The organism is Stenotrophomonas sp. Steno-Z4, assembly GCF_056393145.1.
Map to the genome: position 1 here is coordinate 332292 of NZ_JBWJPC010000005.1, position 21784 is coordinate 354075.

A 21784-nucleotide genomic window follows, 5' to 3' on the forward strand; every position below is an offset into this window, starting at 1 on the left:
GGCATTCTGGTCGCATGCCATCCCCCAAACGATCGATCCACGTCGTGGCCGGCGTCATCACCGACGCCCGCGGCCGCATCCTGCTCAACCGCCGTACCGAGAACCGCGACATGGCCGGCCTGTGGGAATTCCCGGGCGGCAAGCGCGAAGAGGGCGAGAGCTCCGAGCAGGCGCTGGTGCGCGAACTGCGCGAGGAGCTGGGAATCGAGGCCGAGGTCGGCGACTGGATCATGGACGTACCGCAGCTCTACCCGGACAAGCACCTTCGCCTGGAAGTGCGGCACATCCGCAGCTGGAAGGGCTCACCGCGCGGCCGCGAAGGCCAGGCCATCACCTGGGTGGCGCCGGACAAGCTGTCGCGCTATTCGATGCCGCCGGCCGATCTGCCGGTAGTGGCTGCGCTGCGCCACCCGGACCGCTACCTGATCACCCCCGAACCGGACACCGACGAGGATGCCGCGCACCAGGACTGGTACGCACGGCTGGCGCGCGCGCTTGAGGCGGGCGTGCGCCGCGTGCAGCTGCGCACGCCAAACAGCCAGGCCCGCATCGCCTTGGCCGAACAGGCCGTGGCCCGGCACCGCGGCGGGGTGCAGTGGCTGCTGAACCGCGATATCGAACTGGCCCGCCGGCTTGGCGTGGGCGTGCACCTGGGCGGCGAGCAGTTGCTGCAGCTGGAGGCGCGGCCGTTGCCGGCCGACCAGCTGGTGGCCGCGTCCTGCCACGACCTGGCCCAGCTGCAGGCCGCGCAACGACTGGGCTGTGACTTCGCCGTGCTCGGCCCGGTCCAGGCCACCGACAGCCACCCCGGCAGCGTGCCGATGGGCTGGGACGCCTTTGAAACCCTGCGCGCACAGGTCTCGCTGCCGTTGTACGCGCTGGGCGGCCTGCACCCGGACGACATCACCCAGGCGCGCCGCCACGGCGCGCAGGGCATCGCCGCCATCCGCGCGTTGTGGCCTACAGCGTGATCCAGAAACAGCCGTACTGACGGCGCAATCCAAACACCGTCCGCGCCGGCGTGGCCGTCGTACCGAGTGTCTGCTCCAGCCGCAGCCCGATCGGCCGCGGCCGGCTGGCCTGCGGCGCGGCCGCTTCCACTGCCTCGACCAGGGTCGCGTTCGGGTCGACCGGCAGCGGCGTCGGCGCGGCGACCTCCGGGTATACCGGGGCGATATCCAGCAGGGGCCGCTGCACCACCGATTCCAGTCGCCCGATGATCTGGTTGGCGGCGGCATTGGAGACGTTGCCCCACAGGTAGATCGACGACAGCCGGTTGACGTCCTGCAGGCTCACCGCATCGCGGATCTGCCCGGTCAGCTCGCTCAACCGGCGCGCGCAGCCGGCGCGGTAGATGCCGGTATTGCCCACCGAATCACCACGCGGCGGCATCCGCGCCGTCGCGCCCAGCGCATCGCAGCTGCGGTCGGTGAACACCGTTTCGCCCTGCGCATTGGTGCAACGGTTCACGCGCTGCGCCTGTGCCTGCGCCCACGGGGCCCAGCACAGCATGCACAGCGACAGCAGCAACGGAACGACCGGTCTCATCGCAGCAGGGTAGCGGGACGCGCGTTATCTGCAAGCAGTGGCGTGCGCGATGTTCAGCGGCCCAGCAGCTTCAATACCTGGGTGGTGGGCTTGGCCAGGTTGAGGGTGTAGAAATGCAGGCCCGGTGCGCCACCGGCCACCAGCCGTTCGCACAGCTGGGCGACCACTTCGGCACCGAAGGCGCGCACCGCATCGGCGTCATCGCCGTAGGCCTGCATGCGCTTGCCGATCCAGCGCGGGATCTCGGCACCGCACTGTTCGGAAAAGCGGCGCAGCTGGCTGAAGTTGGAGATCGGCATGATGCCCGGCACGATCGGCACCTGCACGCCCAGCTTGCGCACCGCATCGACGAAGTGGAAATAGGCGTCGGCATTGAAGAAGTACTGGGTGATGGCCGCATCGGCACCGGCGTCGATCTTGGCCTTGAAGTACCTCAGGTCGCGCAGCGCGTCGTCGGATTGCGGGTGCGTTTCCGGGTAGGCGCCGACCTCGATGTGGAACGCGTCGCCGTGCTCGGCGCGGATGAAGGCGATCAGTTCCGACGCGTAGCGCAGGTCGCCGGGATGGCCCATGCCGGAGGGCAGGTCGCCGCGCAGCGCCACGATCCGCCTGCAGCCGATGGCCCGGTACAGCTTGAGCAGTTCGCGGATCTCCTCGCGGCTGCCGCCCACGCAGGACAGGTGCGGCGCGGCGTCGAAGCCGTGGTGCTGCTTGAGGTGTCGCACCGTTTCGGAGGTGTAGCTCAGGGTCGAGCCGCCGGCGCCGAACGTGCAGGACACGTATTCCGGCGCGTACGCCTTGAGCTTGGCCGCGGTACGGTCGAGCTGGGCGCGCTGGTCGTCGGTCTTGGGTGGGTAGAACTCGAAGCTGAGGGCGGTCATGGGCGGCGGCGGCAGCGGGTGTGGGTCCATCATATCGCTTCATCGCGATGAATGTAAAAGGTGGCGGGCGTTGCGTTTACACCCGGGCGGGTAAAGTGGCCTTCCCCAAGGAGAGCACGCATGGACATCCTGATCACCGGCGGCACCGGCTTCATCGGCCAGCGCCTGTGCCAGCGGCTGCTGGCGGCCGGGCACCGGGTCACGGTGCTGACCCGCAGCCCGGGTCGGCCCGGCCAGGCCGGGGTGCAGTACGTCGGTGCACTGGGCGATGTGGGCCCGGTGCACGCGGTGGTGAACCTGGCGGGCGAACCGCTGGTGGAAGGCCGCTGGAACCCGGCGCGCAAGCAGGCCATGCTGGAGTCACGCATCGGCACCACCCGGGCCCTGCTGGACTGGATGCGCGGGTTGCCGACTCGCCCGCAGGTGCTGGTGTCCGGCTCGGCGATCGGCTACTACGGGCCGCGCGATGCCACCCCGCTGGATGAAGCGGCCTCGCCCGGGCACGACTTCGCCGCCATGCTGTGCCGGCGGTGGGAGGCCGAGGCGCTGAAGGCCGAAGACCTGGGCGTGCGCACCTGCCTGCTGCGCACCGGCATCGTGCTCGACCGCGAGGGCGGTGCGCTGGCGCGCATGCTGCCGCCGTTCCGGATCGGCGCGGGTGGGCCGATGGGCGATGGCATGCAGTGGATGAGCTGGATCCATCGCGACGACCTGGTGGGGCTGATCCTGTGGCTGCTGGCCGATCCCGAAACACGTGGCGCCTGCAACGGCACCGCGCCGGCGGCGGTCACCAATGCGCAATTCGCCCGCACCCTGGCGCATGTGCTGAAGCGGCCGGCGTGGGTGCGGACGCCGGCATTCGCATTGAAACTGGCCTTCGGCGAGATGGCGGGCCTGCTGCTGACCGGGCAGAATGTGGTGCCGGCGCGCGCGCTGCAGGAAGGCTACCGGTTCCGCTACCCGACCCTGGAAAAGGCGCTGCGCGCGATCCTCGACTGAGGCCGGTTACCCTGTGCACCTGTTTCCAGCTGCGTACGCCATGTCGATTGTCCTCACCGAATTCGCCCGCCCCCGTCTGTTCCCGCGCGTGCCCCGTGGCAACACCATCCAGGACTGCACCGCCGAGCAGTTCCAGGCGCACCTCAACGCGCACGCGCCGTTCAAGGTGCTCGATGGCTACGCGCCGTTCTGCAAGCTGTTCGTGTATGAAAACTGGACGTCCACGCGCTGCCTGAGCGTGCCGGTCACCGATGCCAACCGCCACCAGCTGCGCAGCGCCTATGAGGCGCGCAACCGCGACGAACTGCCGGTGCTGGTGCGCTGGTTCGAGGGCGTGCAGTCGCCGCGCGCGAACTACCTGGTGGTGATTTTGTACAGCGCAGAACAACTGGAGAAGGAAGGCTCGCCGATCGAAGCGGACTGGGGCATCGTCGGCTGCATCTACACCGCCGAACCGGAAGAAGTGCCGATGGCGCCGATCACCATGATGCGCAATGCGCTGGGGGTGGAAGAGGGCGGCTCCGGTGTGCCGCTGGATCGTGAGGCCTACCAGCGCGCCGTGGCGTACTGGGATAGCCACGCGAACTGGCGGCCGTAACCTCACGCCGTAGCGCCACGCCCCGCGTCGCCGGGCTTCGTCCAGGACTGCGCGGACACGCATGGCGTGTCCCTACGGCCGGGCGATGTTCGCGACGTGGGCCTGGGTCAACGCCGCCAGATCCCTTGGTGCCAACGCCACCTCCAGTCCGCGCCGCCCGGCGCTGACGTGCATCACCGGCAGCGCCTGCGCGCTGGCATCGATGAAGGCGCGGTGCTTCTTCTTCTGGCCCAGCGGACTGATTCCGCCGACCAGGTAGCCGGTGGCACGCTGTGCCGCATCCACCGCCGCCATCTCGCACTTTCTACAGCCTGCCGCCTCGGCCAGCGCCTTCAGGTCCAGCGTGCCGCTGACCGGCACGATCGCCACCAGCAGTTCATGCTTTTCGGTACTGGCCAGCAGGGTCTTGAACACCAGTGCGGGGTCGAGCCCCAGCTGCTCCGCCGCTTCGCCGCCATAGGAGGCGGCGCTGGCATCGTGGTGGTAGGACAGCACGCGGTGGGCGATGCCGTGCTTCTTGAGCAGATTGATGGCCGGGGTCATGACAGGTCGCGTTGCCGGGATGCACGCATCGTAGCGGCGCGCGCCGCACATGGCTTGACCAGGACTATCGTGCGGGCCAGCTGGACGCCCCCGCAGACACCCTTGGATGCCTGCGGGGGACCCGCATCAGTGACTCTCGCTCTTGAATGCCGCGACACTGCCTTCGCACATCGCACTGTCGACCTTCTTGCCCTGCGCCTTCGCAAGTGCCAACGCATCGTCCTCAGCACTCTGGATTGATTTGGCCGGCACCCGCCAGATCATCTCTTCCGCCTGTAGTGCCGCAGGCGGCCTCACGAACTCAGGCCCGTCGTAGAGCATGCAGTACATCGTCGTGCCGCCTCCGGCTGCCGCCGGTGCTGGGGCAGGAGCAGGAGCAGGCGCCGTCGGTGCAGATGTCGCAGTGCTCGATGCCCCTGCCACCGCATCGCATTGGGCCTTGGTCAGCGTGACGCTGTTCTTCTTGTAGCGCGTGGCGGCAGCCAGCGCACCGGCCTCTGCTGCCTTCAGGTCGGCCGCCTTGATGGCGTATTTCCCGTCCGCGTTGGAGCTCGCTTCCGGCGTTTTGCCATCTGCACCGGAAAACACCATGCACCGATAGTCGGCGGCGTGGACGGGGGACATGCAAGCGGCACCGCACAGCACCAGCAGTGCGGGAACTAGGAACTTGATATTCATGGAAATCTCCGGAATGCACCCAGATATTCCCCCGCGCGCTGATGATCCCGGCGCGGATGTGAAGCTCGCATGACGAAAACGGGCGCCCGAAGGCGCCCGTGGTATCCGGTAGTGCCGACTGTCAGTCGGCAACCGTCCGATCAGTAGCGGTAATGCTCCGGCTTGAACGGACCTTCCACCGGCACGCCGATGTAATCGGCCTGTTCCTTGGTGAGGGTGGTCAGCTTCACGCCGATCTTTTCCAGGTGCAGGCGCGCCACTTCCTCGTCCAGCTTCTTCGGCAGCAGGTACACCTTCTTCTCGTAGCTGTCCTTGTTCGCCCACAGGTCGATCTGCGCGAGCGTCTGGTTGGCGAACGAGTTGGACATCACGAAGCTCGGGTGGCCGGTGGCGCAGCCCAGGTTGACCAGGCGGCCTTCGGCCAGCAGGAAGATCGCGTTGCCGTTCGGGAACACGTACTTGTCCACCTGCGGCTTGATGTTGATGTGCTGCACGCCCGGGAAGCCGACCAGCGCATCGACCTGGATTTCGTTGTCGAAGTGGCCGATGTTGCAGACGATGGCCTGGTCCTTCATCGCGCTCAGGTGCTCGATGCGGATGATGTCCTTGTTGCCGGTGGTGGTGACATACAGGTCCGCACGGCCCAGGGTGGATTCGATGGTGTTGACCTCGAAGCCTTCCATCGCCGCCTGCAGGGCGCAGATCGGATCGATTTCGGTCACCACCACGCGCGCGCCGTAGGCACGCAGCGACGCGGCGCAGCCCTTGCCCACGTCACCGTAGCCGCAGACCACGGCGACCTTGCCGGCCAGCATCACGTCCATCGCGCGCTTGAGGCCATCGGCCAGCGACTCGCGGCAGCCGTACAGGTTGTCGAACTTGGACTTGGTGACCGAGTCGTTGACGTTGATCGCCGGGATCAGCAGGGTGCCGGCCTGGGCCAGCTGGTACAGGCGGTGCACGCCGGTGGTGGTCTCTTCCGAAACACCCTTCCAGTCCTTGACCACGCGGCCCCAGTAGCCCGGGCGTTCCTTGGCCACGCGCTTGAGCAGGTCCTTGATGACCTGTTCTTCGTGCGAGGCCGCCTTTTCGTCGACCCAGGTGCTGCCGTTCTCGAGCTCATAGCCCTTGTGGATCAGCAGGGTGACATCGCCACCGTCATCGACGACCAGTTCGGGGCCGGTCAGGGTGCCGTCGGGCAGGGTGAAGGTCAGCGCATCCAGGGTGCAGTCCCAGTACTCTTCCAGCGACTCGCCCTTCCAGGCGAACACCGGGGTGCCCGACGCGGCGATCGCCGCAGCGGCATGGTCCTGGGTGGAGAAGATGTTGCACGAAGCCCAGCGCACGTCGGCGCCGATGTCCTTCAGCGTTTCGATGAGCACGGCGGTCTGGATGGTCATGTGCAGCGAGCCGGTCACGCGCACGCCCTTCAGCGGCAGGGTGGCGGCGTGCTTGCGGCGGATCGACATCAGGCCCGGCATTTCGTGCTCGGCGATATCCAGTTCCTTGCGGCCCCAGTCGGCCAGCGAGATATCGGCAATCTTGTAATCACCTTCGGTGGAGAAGGTCTTGGCAACAGCGTTCATGCAAAAGCTCCGGTAATGGACGAATGGCTCGTCTTCGCCGGGCGCCGTTGGAACCAGCCCTGCCACCGAGCCTGGCCGTGCGGAACAGGTCCGGCAGCGGTCGCAGCGCCCCTCGGTGGAGGGGATGCCCATTATATCCCGGCGCACCGCCCGGGCATGAATCGGCGTACGCCCCCAACCATCGGCAGGGGGGCAAATCGCGCCCCGCTGTTAAGGTCCAAGGTTTGCACAGGATGGGGTGGGAAGATGACAGGCACTGACCGTACGCGCCGCGCGCGCTGGAGCAGCCGGCTGATGGTGGGCATGGCCCTGCTGGCGGTGGCGCCGCTGGCGCTGGCGGCAACGCCCACGGCCGGCAAAAAGGCGCCCCAGGCCACTGCGGCCCCGGCCGGGCAGGGTTACCAGCTGCCGTCGGCGGCGCTGCAGGCGGTGGCCAACGCCCCGCGGGCGCCCACCCTCAGCCTGTCGCCGCGCCGCGATATCGCCGCCCTGCTGCAGACCCCGCCGCTGCCTTCGATCAACGAGGTGGCCCAGCCCGAGCTGAAGCTGGCCGGCGTGCGGATCAATCCGGCCACGTATTCGGCCAGCACCTTCACCTTCGCCGACAAGCTGTGGCTGATGAACATCGCCGACGGCAAGGAGCGCCAGGTCACCGGCCTGCCGCAGCCGCTGTCGGTGGCCTCGCTGGCATGGTCGCCGGACCAGCAGTACCTGGCCTTCAACCAGGTGCACGCCGCCAGCGGTGCCAATGAGCTGTGGATCATCGACGTGGCCAGCGGCACGGCGCGCCGCCTGCTGGCCGACCTCAACACCGTGTTCGGCAGCGGCTACGACTGGCTGCCCGACAGCCGCGGGCTGGTGGTCACCCAGCAGGTCAAGGGCCAGGGCCCGGCGCCCGCCGCCGGCGGCATCCCGACCGGCCCGGCGATCCAGCAGACCCAGGCCGACGCCGGCGTGCGTGCGATCCGCACCTACCAGGACCTGCTCAGCAACGAAGCCGATGCGCGCCTGTTCGATCATTACGCCAGCTCGCAGCCGGTACGCGTGGCGCTCAATGGCGTGACCGCGCCGCTGTCCACCGCCGGCGTCTACCTGGACGTCAGCATCTCGCCCGACGGCCAGCATGTGCTGGCCCAGCGCGTGCAGCGTCCGTATTCCTACCTGGTGCCGGCCGATGATTTCCCGCGCCGCATCGAAGTGCTGTCCGCCGCTGATGGCCGGCTGCAGCACACCGTGGCCACCCTGCCGCTGGTGGAGGGCCTGCCCACCGGCAACGACGCGGTGCCGACCGGGGTGCGCGAGGTGAGCTGGCGCGCCGATGCGCCTGCTACGCTGGTCTGGGCCGAGGCGCAGGACGGCGGCGATCCGGCCCGCGATTCCAAGGTGCGCGATGCGGTGCTGATGCAGGCCGCGCCGTTCGAGGCGCCGCCAGTGACGCTGGCGCAGCTGGGCAGCCGCTATGCCGGTATCCAGTGGGGCCGGGGCGACCTGGCGCTGCTCAACGAATCGTGGTGGAAATCGCGCGTGGTCAAGCAGTGGCGAATCGCGCCGGACCAGCTCGACCAGGCCCCGCAGCTGCTGTCCGAGCGCTCATCCCAGGACCGCTACAACGATCCCGGCAAGCCGGCGCTGGTGCGCGATGTGAACGGGCGTTCGCGCCTGCAGATCACCGCCGATGGGCGCAGCATCTTCCTGATCGGCCAGGGTGCTTCGCCGGAAGGCGACCGACCGTTCGTGGACCGCTTCGACCTCGAGAGTCGCACCGCCACCCGTTTGTTCCATTCGCAGGCGCCGACCTATTCGCTGCCGCAGGCACTGCTCGACCAGGAAGGCACCTCGGTGCTGCTCACCCGCGAGTCGCCCGATACGCCGGCCAACTACTTCGTACAGTCGCTGGCCGATGCCACCGCCGCGCCACGCGCGCTGACCCGTTTCGAGCATCCGCTGCCGCAGCTGCGCGGGGTGAGCAAGGAACAGATCCGCTACAAGCGCAACGACGGTGTCGACCTGACCGCGACGCTGATGCTGCCGCCGGGCTACAACGCCAGGAAGGATGGCCCGTTGCCGATGCTGATGTGGGCCTACCCGGGTGAGTTCAAGACCGCTGCGGCGGCCAGCCAGGTGACCGATTCGCCCTACCGTTTCAACGCCATCGGTTACTGGGGCCCGCAGGCGTTCCTGGCCAAGGGCTATGCGGTGCTGGTGAGTCCGTCGATGCCGATCATCGGCGAAGGCGACAAGGAACCCAACGACACCTACCTGCCCCAGCTGGTGGCCAACGCCGAAGCAGCGGTGGATGAAGTGGTGCGGCGAGGGGTGACCGACCGCGAGCACATCGCCATTGGCGGGCATTCGTACGGGGCGTTCATGACCGCGAACCTGCTGGCGCATACGCGGCTGTTCAAGGCCGGTATCGCGCGCAGCGGTGCGTACAACCGCACGCTCACCCCGTTCGGGTTCCAGGCTGAGGAGCGCAACTTCTGGCAGGCGCAGGACGTGTACCTGAAGATGTCGCCGTTCAACTTCGCCGACAGGATCAAGGATCCGATCCTCTTCATCCATGGCGGGGACGACAACAATTCCGGTACGTTCCCGATCCAGAGCGAGCGCATGTTCGCGGCGGTGAAGGGGCTGGGCGGTACGGCGCGGCTGGTGATGCTGCCCAACGAGTCGCACCATTACCGCGCGCGTGAGTCGCTGATGACCATGCTGGCGGAAAGCGAGCGGTGGTTGGAGCAGACCATCGGGCCGGGCATGAAGATCAAATGATGCCGCGCCGGGCGTTGCCCGGCGGCTGCAACACATGCAATTGAAACCATTTGCGCGGCAGGGATTGCCGCGCAATCTGGGTTAGGCTTGATGCGATTCCGTTCCCGAGGCCAGTGCGTCGCAGATGAACGAGTACCGCAGCAGCATCGTCTTTGCCACCCCCGACATTCCCCTGCGTGACGACGTGCGCCGACTCGGCGCACTGGTCGGCGACCTGCTTGCCGAGCAGGTCTCCACGCAGTTCTTCGATGATGTGGAACAGGTGCGTACCCGCGCCATCGCGCGCCGTGAAAGCGAGGCGCCGCTGTCCGATCTCAACGATGCATTGACCGGGCTGCCGCCCGAACGCGCCGAAGCGATGGTGCGTGCGTTCAGCACCTACTTCCAGGTGGTCAATATCGCCGAGCGGGTGCACCGCATCCGCCGACGCCGCGATTACCAGCGCGCCGGTACCGCGCCGCAGCCCGATGGCCTGCAGGATGCACTCCAGCAGCTAAAGGCGCAGGGCGTCACCCTGCAGGAGCTGGCCAGCTGGCTGCCGCGCATCGACATCGAGCCGGTGTTCACCGCGCACCCGACCGAAGCGGTGCGCCGCGCACTGCTGGAAAAAGAACAGCTGATGGTGGCCAGCCTGGTCGACAACCTCGACGGCCAGCGCACCCCAGGCGAAGCCGCGGCCGATGCGGCGCGCTTCCGCATGGCACTCACCGCGTCCTGGCAGACCACCGATTCCTCACCGGTGCGCCCCACCGTGGACGACGAGCGCGAACACGTCGGCTTCTACCTGGTGCAGGTGCTGTACCGGGTAATCCCGGTGCTGTACGAATCGCTGCAGCAGGCCCTGCTCGATACCTATGGCGACAGCGTGCCGCTGCCCCGGCTGCTGCGCTTCGGCACCTGGGTGGGCGGCGACATGGACGGCAACCCGAACGTGGATGCCGGCACCATCCGCAACACCCTCGATGCGCAGCGCCAGGCCGTGCTGGGCCGTTACCAGAAGGACCTGCTGCAGCTGGCCAGCCTGCTCAGCCAGTCCACCGAGCGGGTGGCGGTCAGTGACGCGCTGCAGGCCCGGGTGGCGCATTACCAGCAGCTGCTGCCCAAGGTGGTCTCGCGCCCGCGGCATGCCGACATGCCCTACCGCCTGCTCAACGACCGGATGCGCGCGCGGGTGCAGGCCACGTTGGAAGATACCGACGGCGCTTACGCCTCGCCGCAGGAACTGGAGGAGGACATCACCCTCATCCTCGACAGCCTGCATGCCAACAAGGGTGACCACGCCGGTGGCTTCGCGGTCCGCCGGCTGTTGTGGCGGGTGCGCACCTTCGGTTTCCACCTGGCGCGGCTGGACGTGCGCCAGGAGTCGAGCGTGCATGGGCGCGCGCTGGCCAGCGTGCTGGATGGCCAGGACGCCTGGGACGCGGCCGACGCGATCGCGCGTGCGCAGCGGTTGTCGCCGTTCGCCAGCGGTGAGCAGGCACTACCCGCCAGCACCGAGGAGGGCGGTCAACGCCTTGATGCGGTGTTCGCCGCACTGGCCGATGCCCGCCGCCGCCACGGCGCCGATGCGTTGGGCAGCTACATCATTTCCATGGCGCATGACCGCAGCGATGTACTGGCCGTACTGGCGCTGGCGCGACGTGGCGGACTGGTGGACGACGCCGGTGCGGTGCCGCTGGACATCGCGCCGCTGTTCGAAACCGTGGACGACCTGCAGCGCGGCACGGATACGCTGCGCGACCTGCTGGCCGATCCGGTCTACCGCGCGCACCTGGCCGCGCGCGACGATGTGCAGATGGTGATGCTGGGCTATTCGGACAGCGGCAAGGACGGCGGCATCGCCGCCTCGCGCTGGGGCCTGCAGCGGGCCCAGGTGGAGCTGCTGGAGGTGGCCGCGGAGAGCGGTATCCGGCTGACCTTCTTCCATGGCCGTGGCGGCTCGATCAGCCGCGGTGGCGGCAAGACCACCGATGCGGTGGATGCATCACCGCGTGGCAGCATCGATGGCCGCCTGCGCGTGACCGAACAGGGCGAAGTGATCCACCGCAAGTACGGCATCCGCGCGCTGGCGTTGCGCTCGCTGGAGCAGTCCACCGGTGCGGTGCTGCGCTCCAGCCTGCGCCCGCGTGCACCCGAACCGCGCGAGGCGCAATGGCGCCCGGTGATGGACCTGGTCGCGCGGAAAAGCGCGGAGGCCTATCGGGCATTCGTCGGCCAGCCCGATTTCATGCAGTACTTCCGCCAGGCCACCCCGATCGACGTGATCGAGCGGATGACGCTGGGCTCCCGGCCGTCGCGGCGGCTCGGCCAGGACGCGGCGCTGACCAACCTGCGCGCGATTCCGTGGGTGTTCGCCTGGAGCCAGGCGCGCGCGGTGATTCCGGGCTGGTATGGCGTGGGCAGCGGACTGCAGGCGGCGATCGATGCCGGGCATGCGGATACGCTGCAGGAGATGGCGCGCGACTGGCCGTTCTTCAGCACCTTCCTGGACGATATCGCGATGGTGCTGTCCAAGGGCGACATCACCATCGCCGAGCAGTTCTCGCAGCTGGCCGGACCGCTGCACGACCGGTTCTTCCCGCAGATCCAGCACGAACTGGCGCTCACCGGCAGGCAGATCCTGGCCATCACCGGGCAGGATGAACTGCTGCAGCACGACCAGCGCCTGGCGCTGTCGATCCGCCTGCGCAACCCCTACATCGACCCGATCAGCGTGCTGCAGGTGGACCTGCTGCGGCGCTGGCGCGACAGCGGTGGCGAGGATGATGAAGTGCTGCGCGCGTTGGTGGCGTGCGTCAACGGCGTCTCCCAGGGCGTCCAGAACACCGGGTAACGCACGTATCGACCAACGGTCGATACCTACCAGGATCGCGCAGTGGTCAGATACGCGACCGCCGGTAGGTCACGACCGTTGGTCGTGACGCACGCAACCCACCAGGGTAGGTCACGACCGTTGGTCGTGACGCTTACTCGGGCGAAGGCGGATTGGACGCCAGCAACTCACGCTGGCGCTGCTCCATTTCCGCGCGCAGCTGCCGGCGCAGCAGCGCGGCAGCCTGGCGGCGGCGCTGGTCGCTCGTTTCCAGCTGCAACGGCGGTACCGGGGTCGGCTTGCCGTCGTCATCGACGGCCACCATGGTGAAGAAGCAGCTGTTGGCGTGGCGCACGCTGCGCTTGAGGATATCCTCGGCCACCACTTTCACCCCGACTTCCATCGACGAAGTGCCGGTGTAATTCACCGAGGCCAGGAAGGTGACCAGTTCGCCCACCGCGATCGGTTCGCGGAACGTCACCTGGTCCACCGACAGGGTGACCACGTAGCGACCGGCATAGCGGCTGGCGCAGGCATAGGCGACCTGGTCGAGCAGGCGCAGGATCGCCCCGCCGTGGACCTTGCCGGAGAAGTTGGCCATCTCCGGCGACATCAGCACGGTCATGGTCAGCTGGTGGGATTTGATATCGGTAGGCATGGGGAAAGTGTAGCGCTCAGCGTCCCTCCAGCTGCACCAGCAGGTCCTTGGCGGGAAAACCGCGGGTCAGGTAGCGCGGCGGGTGCAGGTGGCGCGGATCGGGTTCCAGCAGGTGGCCGATGATCGGTATTGCCGTCTCCCACGGAACGCGGATGATGCGGGATTCATCTTCTGTGGGAACCACGAGCGCCAGATGGTCCGCAAGGGGCAGGGACGCGTCCACGCCCTGCGCCCAGCTGGCAATCGAGAACACGTCGCTGCCGCTGGCATAGACAAGGAAGCTGGCAACGAAAACATCGATGCCCTGGGCCGCATGCACGCGTTCGAGCAGCTGTTTCTGGACCTGGTAGGCGTCCTGGCGGAATGACAGGTGCAGCCTGTGCTGTTTGGCACGAAGGTCGGCCGTCGCCGGCTGGCGTGTCGTGATGCGGCCTTCGTCATCGTGGCAGAGCAGTTCCGGGGAGATCGCGCGTCCCGCCTTGATCTCCTCCAGCGCGATGTCGAACATCGCGCTTTGTGCGGCCTCGTCGTCCTCCCCGGCGACCATCATCAGGTCGCGCGTGGCCAGCAGAAACACGGGTCGTCCCGCCACCGGTACCCGGTTCACCAGCTCGGGCAGCAGGGCGCGGCTGCTGTCATAGCAATCTGCCCACGCGGCGCGGAACAGGCCCGGGGTGAGCGGGACGAAATCCACCGGGTCGATGCCGCGCAGGTTGCGGCGCGCAATGTCGAGCGCCTCGTGCAATGAAACGCCCCATTCCGGCGAAGGGCCCTCCTGCCGGGTCACCATGTGCTCGGCATGATCGATGGCGATCAGCTCCACGCACTCCTCGGTGAGCTGACGATACTGCAGGGTGTTGGGGGCGTCCCATCCTTTTTCCGCGAAGGCGTGCAGGCGGACCTGCTCCAGCTGGGAGAGGTTGCGGATGACGGGGCGCAGCAGGGGGCGTAGTTCGTCCCATCCGCCCTGCTTGTCCTGGTCATTGCTGGCGTGCAGGGCGCGCACGAACTGGGCCAGTGCCTGCTGCTGCTTGCCGCGCGGTGCCTCCACGTAGGCGTGATGTGCGTTGTGCAGGTTGAAGTAGGAGCCCTCACCCACCTGGACCCGGAACAGCTCAGCGTCGTAGGTCAGCGGCCGGGTGACACCGCTGCGGCGGGCGGCGTTGATGAAGCGTTCGGCGAATGCGTCGTTGCCGGGGGTGTCCTTGAACCATTTGTCCAACAGCGTGGAGAGCATGAGCGAGCATCCTTGGTCGATTGCGACATGCTCGCTTGGGTGGGCGGTGGTTTGCAATGGGCAAAAAAAGGGCCGCTTTCGCGGCCCTTCTTTCTTACTTCCGTCTCTTCTTACTTCAGCTTCGCATCGGCGCGCAGGGCGGCGGCGCGGTCGGTCTTCTCCCAGGAGAAGGCCGTGGCGTTGACCGTTTCACCGGCAGCGTTGAGGTAGCTGAAGTCCTTCGGCTTGCGGCCGAAGTGACCGTAGGCCGCCGTCTGCTGGTACATCGGGTGGATCAGGTCCAGCATCTTGATGATGCCGTACGGGCGCAGGTCGAAATGCTTGCGGATCAGCTTTTCGATCTTGTCATCGCTGATCTTGCCGGTGCCGAAGGTGGTGACCGAAATCGAGGTCGGCTCGGCCACGCCGATGGCGTAGGAGACCTGCACTTCGCAACGGTCGGCCAGGCCGGCGGCCACGACGTTCTTGGCCACGTAACGGGCCGCGTAAGCCGCCGAACGATCGACCTTGGACGGATCCTTGCCCGAGAACGCGCCACCACCGTGACGGGCCCAGCCGCCGTAGGTGTCGACGATGATCTTGCGGCCGGTCAGGCCGCAGTCGCCCACCGGGCCGCCGATCTCGAACTTGCCGGTCGGGTTGATGTGGAACTTGGTGCCCTTGTGCAGCCACTTGGCCGGCAGCACCGGCTTGATGATCTCTTCGCGGACGGCCTCGATCAGGTCCTTCTGCTTGATGCCCGGGGCATGCTGGGTCGACAGCACCACGGCGTCGATGGCGGACACTTCGCCGTTTTCATAGCGCAGGGTGACCTGGCTCTTGGCGTCCGGGCGCAGCCACGACAGCGGCGAGTTCTTCTTCTTGCGGATCTTGGCCTGCTGCTCGACCAGGCGGTGCGACAGGTGGATCGCGGCCGGCATGTAGCTGTCGGTCTCGTTGGTGGCATAGCCGAACATCAGGCCCTGGTCGCCAGCGCCCATTTCTTCGGGCTTCTTGCGGTCCACGCCCTGGGCGATGTGCGGCGACTGCTTGCCGATCAGGTTCAGCACGCCACAGGTGGCGCCGTCGAAGCCGACGTCGGAGCTGTCATAGCCGATGTCCAGGATCACCTTGCGGGTCACCGCTTCCAGGTCGATCCAGGCGGAGGTGGTGATTTCACCGGCCACGATCGCCACGCCGGTCTTGACCATGGTTTCGCAGGCCACGCGGGCGCGCTGGTCCTGGGCAAGGATCGCGTCCAGCACCGCATCGGAGATCTGGTCGGCAATCTTGTCCGGATGGCCTTCGGAGACCGATTCGGAGGTGAACAGGTAGCTGGACATCAGGCGTAATATCCTTTGATTCGGATGGAAAGATGGGCGCGAATGATACACGGCAAGTCGCGCCATTGCATTGTGGCCCAGCGGGGGTTGCCCGTGGTTAAGCCGGCGTGCCCACCGTGAAAGGCCGCCGCAGCGCGATTGACCCCCAGCCTCGGGGCCCAGTGTTCCACCAGCGTGACAACGCCGCCCAGCCCGCGCGGCCCCCAACCCCACACCCGCGCGACCCTGAACCCGCGCGGCCCCAACCCGCGCGACCCCCAACCCGCGCGACCCCGGATCGTAGTGACACGCCATGCGTGTCAAAGCCATGATCCTGCGCACGGAACCCGCCATGCGTATCAAACCCATGCTCCCACGCACGTAAACCCACTGCCGTCCCGTACCATCGCCGGATGGATTCCCTAAGCCAGATAGTCTTGGGCGGCGCCGTAGCCGCCGCCATCGCCCCTGCCGGCCACCGCCGCGCCGCGCTGCTTGCCGGCGCCGCACTGGGCACCCTGCCGGACCTGGATGCCCTGTTGCTGGCCTTCACCGCCACCGACCCGGTGGCGCTGATGACCGAGCACCGCAGCTACAGCCACTCGCTGCTGGTGCTGCCGTGGGTGGCGCTGTTGATCTGGTGGGGTTTCAAACGCTTTGGCCACGGCCGGGTGGCGCAGGCACCCGCGCGCTGGTTCTGGGCGATCCTGCTGGCGCTGATCACCCATCCCCTCCTCGATGCGTTCACGGTGTACGGCACCCAGCTGTGGTGGCCGTTCACCCCGCCGCCGACGATGTGGTCCAGCGTCTTCATCATCGACCCGCTGTACACGGTGTGGTTGCTGCTGGGCTGCGCGGTGGCATGGTTTGCGCGCAGCCGCCCCTTGGCGCAGAAGGCGCTGCTGGCGGGGCTAGTGCTGAGCACCGGGTACCTGGGCTGGTCGCTGCTGGCCAAGCACCAGGTCGACCGCGAAGCCGACCGTGCGCTGGCGGCGATGGGGCTGGGCGACGCACCCCGGTTCTCGGTCGCCACGCCGTTCAACACGCTGCTGTGGCAGGTGGTGGCGATGACGCCCAGCGGCTATGTGGTCGGCGAGCGTTCGCTGGTGGCCGACCGCGGCCCGATGATGTTCCGGGGTTACCCGTCCAACGTGCAGGCGCTGCGCCAGGCCGCGCACATACCCGCCGTTGCCCGATTGAACTGGTTCAACCGGGGCTTCATGCGCGCGCAGGTGGTCGATGGCCAGCTGCAGCTGAGTGACCTGCGCATGGGCCTGGAGCCCGACTACACCTTCACCTTCGCGGTGGCGCGTGCGGAGGGCGAGCGTTGGATGGCGATCCCGCCGGAGCAACTGCGGCCGGCCTACGACGGCGAGCAGGGCCGGGCCCGCGCCAAGCGCCGCCTCGGGGCGATGTGGCAACGCATCTGGCACGCCCCGCAGACGCAGGACCGGTAAGCCCACGGGTAGAGCCGACTGTTAGTCGGCTGCGCGCAGCGCGCCGGCGAGCAGCCGACTGACAGTCGGCTCTACCACTGTCAGCAGTACCCGCCATTCTTTTCAGTACACCGTCGCGCGGGCCTGCACGAACGAGAAGAAGAACACGGCGTTGGGGTCGTTCTGCACCAGGCTGAACTCGCGGCGCATGCCGTCGACGGTTTCCTGGTCGACCAGGCCGGCCTCCAGCAGCGGATCGGCGGCCGACAGCAGCAGCTGTTCCCAGAAGGCGATCATGGTCTTGCGCCGGGCCGGTTCGCGGTTGTCCAGGTGGATGGTCTTGATCTCGGTGTGGACGTCGCGGAAGCCGCCCGCCAGCAGCAGGTTGCCGAGCTTGGCGCCGACGAACGGGTCGCCGCCGTGGTCGTACTGGAAGTCGTTGAAGGCCATCCAGTAGCGCCAGATGTGCGGCGAGTACGGGTCGAGCAGGAACGAGGCGTTCATCACTTCGGTGACGTAGACGGGCGAGCCGGGCACCAGCACGCGGCGCACTTCGTTGAGCACGCGGGCGGGCGAGGGCACGTGTTCGAGCACCCAGCACAGGAAGGCCGAATCGAACTCGCGCGCGCCGAACGGCAGGTTGCCGGCGTCGGCCTGCAGCAGGGTGTAGCGCTCGCTGCACCACGGGGTTTTCTCGAGGTTCTGGCGGGCGGTGGCCAGCTGGGTTTCGCTGAGGTCCACGCCGGTGACGTGCAGTTCGGGGAAGCGGCGCAGCAGGATTTCGGTCTGCGCGCCAACGCCGCTGCCGACTTCAAGCAGGCGCTGGGCGCCGCTGTAGTCGATGTTGTTGAAGATGGACGATTCCAGCAGGCGGGCCTGGGTGACCAGGCGATGCTGTTCGGTACTGGAGAAGCCGTGCAGGTAGGTGGGGGCGGCAATCGGGGTCATGGCGGTCACTTGGGGTGGATCAGGCCGCGGAGGACAGCGGTTCGCCGGCGGCCAGTGCGGTGAAGTAGTCGGTGGTCAGGGCGATCTGGCCTGCAGCGTCTTCGGCGCGGTTGACGACGGCGCGGAAGGCGGCATTCTCGGGGCGGTCCTTGGCGTACCAGCCCAGGTGCTTGCGGGCGATGCGCACGCCCTGGGGTTCGCCGTAGAAGTCGTGCAGGGCATGCAGGTGGCCGAGCAGGATGTCGCGCACTTCGTGCAGGCTGGGCGGCGGCAGCAGGGTGCCGGTGGCGAGGTAATGGGCGACTTCGCGGAAAATCCAGGGGCGGCCCTGTGCGGCGCGGCCGATCATGACGGCGTCGACGCCGGTCTGGGCGAGCACGTGGGCGGCTTTCTGCGGGGAGTCGATGTCGCCGTTGGCGATCACGGGGATGCGCAGGGCGGCCTTGATCGCGGCGATGGTCTCGTACTCGGCGCTGCCGGTGTAATGCTGGTCGCGGGTGCGGCCATGCACGGCGAGTGCGGCGATGCCGCTGTCTTCGGCGATGTGGGCGATGCGGGGGCCGTTGCGGTGGTCGCAGTCCCAGCCGGTGCGGATCTTGAGGGTAACGGGCACATCGACGGCGCCGACGACGGCGCTGAGGATGCGGGCAACGAGGTCTTCGTCGCGCATCAAGGCGGAGCCGGCCCAGGCGTTGCAGACTTTCTTGGCGGGGCAGCCCATGTTGATGTCGATGATCTGGGCGCCGTGGTCGACGTTGTAGCGGGCGGCGTCGGCGAGCTGCTGGGGTTCGGTGCCGGCGATCTGGACGCTGATGGGGTCGGGTTCGCCGGCATGGTCCATGCGGTGGATGGATTTGCGGGTGGTCCAGAAGCGCGGATCGGAGATGGTCATTTCCGAGGCAGCCAGACCCGCGCCCAGGCGCTTGCACAGCAGCCGGAACGGTTTGTCGGTGACGCCGGCCATGGGGGCGAGCACCACGTTGGGCTGGATGTTGTAGGGACCAATCTGCATGCGGGCATTGTAGTGCCGGCCCATGGCCGGCAACCAAGCAGACCCCTGCGATCCGGCCCCACATTCAGGCCGATCCGGAAGGCCCTGATGCCGTACGGGCATGAGCAGATGCTTGACGGTTGCTTCCCGCGCCCCCATGGCTGCGGGATGGTTGGGAGTTGCCTGTGGCAAAAAGCAGGATCAAGGTCAACGGCGTCGGCTCTGCCGGGTCTCACGGCTTGGCAGGTCGGTGTGGGTTTGCGGGGGACGCCGTAAACCCATCCATGGGGGCTTGGTCGCGGCATCCATGCCGCTCACACCCCCGCAAACCCACCCCGACCTGCCTTTGAGACATTGTCGGTGACGGTACGAACGTCAAATGCAGAGGCAAAAAAAACCGGCGCCTTGGCGCCGGTTTTGGTAGGGCACGACCGTTGGTCGTGCTGCTTTATGCGTCTGCCGGCGTGTAATGCGGCATCGCTACGGCGGCGCCTTCCTTTTCGGTGGAGCGACCGGCGAACTGGTTGGCGAAGCGGACATGGCGGGCGAAGGCGGCGTCCGGGTCCTGGGCCAGGGAGGCGACCAGGGCGCCGTTGAAGGCGTCGCCGGCGCCGGTGGTGTCGAGCACCTGGACCTGTTCGGCGCCTACGCGGTAGTAGGGCTGGGTGTCGCCGCGCAGGTTCTCTTCGGCGTGCGAGACGAAAACGCCGACGGCGCCGAGGGTGACCACGACGGTACCGTTGCCGACCAGCTTGCGGCACAGGGCGTGCAGGCTGGCGCCGTCGAGGGCGGCAACGTCGTCGGCGTCGACGCGTTCGCCGACATGACGGCCGAGCAGGGCGGCGAATTCGGTTTCGTTGGGGGTCAGCACGTCGGCAAGCTTGAGCAGGCCGATGCTGGAGGGCGCGTCGGCCGGGGCGGCGTTGAGGACGGTGGTGGCACCGGCTTCGCGGGCGATGGCCAGGGCCGCTTCGATGGTTTCAACCGGGGATTCGAGCTGGGCCAGCACGACCTTGGCGCCGGCCAGCAGCGCGCGCTGCTGGTCGATGTAGGCGGTGCTGAGAGCGGCGTTGGCGCCGGGGCCGATCACGATGGTGTTGCGGCCGCGGCTGTCGACGTAGATGCCGCCGGTGCCGGTGGGCTCGGTGCTGGCTTCGGCGCTCAGGGCGAAGCCGTCCTGTTCGGCCAGGCCGCGGGCCATGGCGCCGCCGGCGTCATCGCCGAGGGCGCACAGGAACGTGGTCGGGGCGCCGGCACGGCGGGCGGCCACGGCCTGGTTGAAACCCTTGCCGCCGGGGCCGGTGCTGTAGCGGCCGGCGATGGTCGCACCCGGGGCCGGGAGCGATTCGCAACGCCACACATGATCCACGTTGAAGGAACCGACAACGACGACACTGCTACTCATAAAGACTGTTTCTCGGGAACGGATATCAGCTGAAATGCGTCAGCACGCCGGCGATGGTCGCCGTCATGAAGGTGGCAATGGTACCGCCCAGCACGGCCCGCAGGCCGAACTTGGCCAGGTCGTGGCGGCGTTCCGGTGCCAGCCCACCAATACCACCGATCTGGATGGCGATCGAGCTGAAATTGGCGAAACCGCACAGGGCGTAAGTGGCGATCAGGCGGCCTTCAGCCGACAGCGACACGCCGGGGACCTGGCCGTTGACGATTTCGGACAGCTTGGAATAGGCGACGAACTCGTTGATGACCACTTTCTGGCCGATCAGCGAGCCAACGGTGGTGGCATCGGCCCACGGGGTGCCGATCACCCAGGCGATCGGGGCCAGCAGGTAGCCGAAGATGGTCGACAGGTCGGTCGGGCGGCCGATCATGGCCTGCAGGCCGGTGATTTCGCCGAACCAGGTCAGCGGGGCGTTGAGCAGGGCGATCAGGGCGATGAAGGCAAGCAGCATGGCGCCGATGTTCAGGGCCAGCTTGAGGCCGTCGCCAGCGCCTGCGGCGGCGGCGTCGATGATGTTGCTGGAGGTCTTCTCCACTTCCATCTTGACGGTGCCACGGGTCAGCGGGGTGCCGGTTTCGGGCACCAGCAGCTTGGCCACCACCAGGGTGGCCGGGGCGGCCATGATGCTGGCGGCCAGCAGGTGCTTGGCGTAGAAGGCCTGCTGCACCGGGTCGTTGCCGCCCAGCATGCCCACGTAGGCGGCCAGCACGCCGCCGGCGATGTGCGCCATGCCGCCGATCATCATGGTGATCAGCTCGGACTGGGTCATCTTGGCGATGTACGGGCGCACGGTCAGCGGCGCTTCGGTCTGGCCGATGAACACGCTGGCGCAGACGCTGGTGGTTTCGGCGCCGGACACGCGCATCACCTTGGTGATCGCCCAGGCCATGCCGCGCACGATCAGCTGCATCACGTTGAGGTGGTACATGACCCCCATCAGCGCCGAGAAGAAGATGATCGTCGGCAGCACCTGGAAGGCGAAGATGAAGCCGAACTGGTTGGTGTCCATCAGGCTGCCGAAGATGAAGCGCGAGCCTTCGTTGACGAAGCTGAGCACCTTGACGAAGCCGTCGCCGAGCAGCGAGAACGCTTCGCGCCCACCGGGCATCAGCAGCACCACCGCGGCGAAGGCGATCTGCAGGGTGATACCGGTGATCACCAGCCGCCAGTCGACGGAACGCTTGTTGTTCGAGAACAGCCAGGCGATGCCGATCAGCACTACCAACCCGAACAGGCCGAAGCCAATCCTGCCCAAACCTTCGACCATCAGACTTCCCCTAGGGCGCCGCGAAAAACGGGAAGCCTAGAGCAGCGGCAGGGGCGGGGCAAGGAAAAGC

Annotated in this window: 18 protein-coding genes and 1 riboswitch; of the genes, 6 read left to right on the plus strand and 12 right to left on the minus strand. The window is 67.5% G+C overall.

The genetic code is table 11. The features are described 5' to 3' along the window. Positions 1-14 precede the first annotated feature (14 nt). Positions 15-971: a Nudix family hydrolase gene (locus tag AC06E7_RS13990; protein WP_478065104.1), complete on the plus strand. Its 957-nt coding sequence runs from the start codon at positions 15-17 to the stop codon at positions 969-971. Here AC06E7_RS13990 and AC06E7_RS13995 read toward each other — a convergent pair. Both AC06E7_RS13995 and metF read right to left on the minus strand, forming a co-directional pair. Further along, positions 961-1548 (minus strand): DUF4124 domain-containing protein, encoded by a 588-nt coding sequence (locus AC06E7_RS13995; RefSeq protein WP_095364502.1) that lies wholly within the window; start codon positions 1546-1548, stop codon positions 961-963. The two genes, AC06E7_RS13990 and AC06E7_RS13995, sit on opposite strands and share 11 nt — an antisense overlap. A gap of 53 nt (positions 1549-1601) precedes the next feature. Beyond that, positions 1602-2429 (minus strand): methylenetetrahydrofolate reductase [NAD(P)H], encoded by an 828-nt coding sequence (gene metF / locus AC06E7_RS14000; RefSeq protein WP_217537088.1) that lies wholly within the window; start codon positions 2427-2429, stop codon positions 1602-1604. A 120-nt stretch (positions 2430-2549) separates the two neighbouring features. On the opposite strand from metF, the gene AC06E7_RS14005 reads away from it, so the two are divergent. Both AC06E7_RS14005 and AC06E7_RS14010 read left to right on the plus strand, forming a co-directional pair. Next, positions 2550-3428 (plus strand): TIGR01777 family oxidoreductase, encoded by an 879-nt coding sequence (locus AC06E7_RS14005; RefSeq protein WP_478065105.1) that lies wholly within the window; start codon positions 2550-2552, stop codon positions 3426-3428. 40 nt (positions 3429-3468) lie between these two features. Continuing rightward, positions 3469-4026, plus strand: coding sequence for a DUF3228 family protein (locus AC06E7_RS14010; RefSeq protein ID WP_478065106.1), 558 nt, complete (start codon positions 3469-3471; stop codon positions 4024-4026). Positions 4027-4098: 72 nt separating this feature from the next. Here the strand turns inward: AC06E7_RS14010 and ybaK are convergent, their stop codons facing one another. The 3 genes from ybaK to ahcY form a co-directional block, all read right to left on the minus strand. Beyond that, positions 4099-4569 carry a Cys-tRNA(Pro) deacylase gene (gene ybaK / locus AC06E7_RS14015; protein ID WP_478065107.1) on the minus strand — a complete coding sequence of 157 codons (471 nt, stop codon included), beginning with the start codon at positions 4567-4569 and terminating at the stop codon, positions 4099-4101. A gap of 126 nt (positions 4570-4695) precedes the next feature. Further along, entirely contained in the window at positions 4696-5247 is a 552-nt protein-coding gene (locus AC06E7_RS14020; protein WP_478065108.1) for a hypothetical protein, read from the minus strand. A gap of 140 nt (positions 5248-5387) precedes the next feature. Then, positions 5388-6833, minus strand: a complete 1446-nt coding sequence (ahcY, locus tag AC06E7_RS14025) for an adenosylhomocysteinase (RefSeq protein WP_320459130.1) — start codon at positions 6831-6833, stop codon at positions 5388-5390. A gap of 32 nt (positions 6834-6865) precedes the next feature. Then, positions 6866-6953: riboswitch (S-adenosyl-L-homocysteine riboswitch) on the minus strand. A gap of 126 nt (positions 6954-7079) precedes the next feature. Between ahcY and AC06E7_RS14030 the strand changes: the two genes are divergently transcribed. After that, positions 7080-9602 carry a S9 family peptidase gene (locus tag AC06E7_RS14030; RefSeq protein ID WP_478065109.1) on the plus strand — a complete coding sequence of 841 codons (2523 nt, stop codon included), beginning with the start codon at positions 7080-7082 and terminating at the stop codon, positions 9600-9602. 124 nt (positions 9603-9726) lie between these two features. Beyond that, positions 9727-12435 (plus strand): phosphoenolpyruvate carboxylase, encoded by a 2709-nt coding sequence (gene ppc, locus AC06E7_RS14035; RefSeq protein ID WP_478065110.1) that lies wholly within the window; start codon positions 9727-9729, stop codon positions 12433-12435. 133 nt (positions 12436-12568) lie between these two features. Here the strand turns inward: ppc and AC06E7_RS14040 are convergent, their stop codons facing one another. From AC06E7_RS14040 to metK, 3 genes are all read right to left on the minus strand, one after another. Beyond that, positions 12569-13072 (minus strand): acyl-CoA thioesterase, encoded by a 504-nt coding sequence (locus tag AC06E7_RS14040; protein ID WP_068849281.1) that lies wholly within the window; start codon positions 13070-13072, stop codon positions 12569-12571. A 16-nt stretch (positions 13073-13088) separates the two neighbouring features. Next, the gene (locus AC06E7_RS14045; RefSeq protein WP_478065111.1) at positions 13089-14309 is read right to left on the minus strand and encodes a DUF1444 domain-containing protein; all 1221 of its coding nucleotides are present in this window, start codon (positions 14307-14309) and stop codon (positions 13089-13091) included. A gap of 110 nt (positions 14310-14419) precedes the next feature. Beyond that, the gene (gene metK / locus AC06E7_RS14050) at positions 14420-15631 is read right to left on the minus strand and encodes a methionine adenosyltransferase (protein ID WP_068849283.1); all 1212 of its coding nucleotides are present in this window, start codon (positions 15629-15631) and stop codon (positions 14420-14422) included. Between the two features lie 392 nt (positions 15632-16023). Here metK and AC06E7_RS14055 point away from each other — a divergent pair, with 392 nt between their 5' ends. Further along, positions 16024-17067, plus strand: coding sequence for a metal-dependent hydrolase (locus tag AC06E7_RS14055; RefSeq protein WP_478065112.1), 1044 nt, complete (start codon positions 16024-16026; stop codon positions 17065-17067). Positions 17068-17169: 102 nt separating this feature from the next. Here the strand turns inward: AC06E7_RS14055 and AC06E7_RS14060 are convergent, their stop codons facing one another. From AC06E7_RS14060 to AC06E7_RS14075, 4 genes are all read right to left on the minus strand, one after another. After that, complete coding sequence (locus AC06E7_RS14060; RefSeq protein WP_068849287.1) at positions 17170-17994, minus strand: methyltransferase domain-containing protein; 825 nt, start codon at positions 17992-17994, stop codon at positions 17170-17172. Positions 17995-18013: 19 nt separating this feature from the next. After that, positions 18014-19006, minus strand: a complete 993-nt coding sequence (gene dusB / locus AC06E7_RS14065) for a tRNA dihydrouridine synthase DusB (protein WP_093536202.1) — start codon at positions 19004-19006, stop codon at positions 18014-18016. A gap of 427 nt (positions 19007-19433) precedes the next feature. After that, positions 19434-20390, minus strand: coding sequence for a ribokinase (locus tag AC06E7_RS14070; protein WP_093536055.1), 957 nt, complete (start codon positions 20388-20390; stop codon positions 19434-19436). Positions 20391-20415: 25 nt separating this feature from the next. Next, a complete protein-coding gene (locus AC06E7_RS14075; protein ID WP_426805619.1) occupies positions 20416-21714 on the minus strand; it encodes a NupC/NupG family nucleoside CNT transporter in 1299 nt (432 codons plus the stop codon). Positions 21715-21784: the final 70 nt, after the last annotated feature.